Annotated in this window: 1 pseudogene; it reads left to right on the top strand. The window is 47.3% G+C overall.

The window, feature by feature from the left end:
- Positions 1 to 598: pseudogene (locus R7040_RS28070) on the top strand (conjugal transfer protein TraN); the annotation flags it as partial.

Here is a 598-nt window from a genome sequence, read left to right as displayed (position 1 = left end):
GGGAGCGAAACCCTAATATTGATGTCACTCCCTATTTCAAGAATGTGAAAGATGGTGATGTTGTTACGTTTAAGATCCGCGTTTCAGTAACTGGCGCAGGTGAGGGTTTTGGCCGCATAAAGCTACGCTATGACCCATCAAAAGCCATTACCAAGGATGAGTGGGCTCCACAGAGCTGCATGGATTCAGCCAAAGGGGTTGTAGATGGTTTTGCGGAAGGCGAGATCACATGTATAGATGACCCGACTGATGCTACGGGCTGCACAGTCATCAATGGGATCAAAGTTTGCGAATCTCAACTCAAGCCGTCACCTTTGCCTGGTATTCCAAAACTATGCAAAAAGGTTCGAGTTAAAGCTGACTATGACTTTTATAAGGGGCAAATGGACTGCTGGACAGACCCTCAAGGTGAAACGCACTGTCCGGTAAACACGGGCGGGAATCTCGATAGCTGTCAGAAATATGAAGAAAACCCTCAGTGCGGCTTCATCAGTTCCAAATGTGTTGATGGTGCTCAGGGAAGTTCTGGTACGTGCTACGTCCACGAGGATACTTATGACTGTGGTACAGATGTTTCTGTTCCGACCTTGGAAAAGGA

It is taken from the genome of Vibrio sp. 1069 (assembly GCF_033340555.1).
The sequence above is the reverse complement of the archived record's forward strand: the minus strand, read 5'-3'. Positions and strand labels throughout refer to the sequence as shown.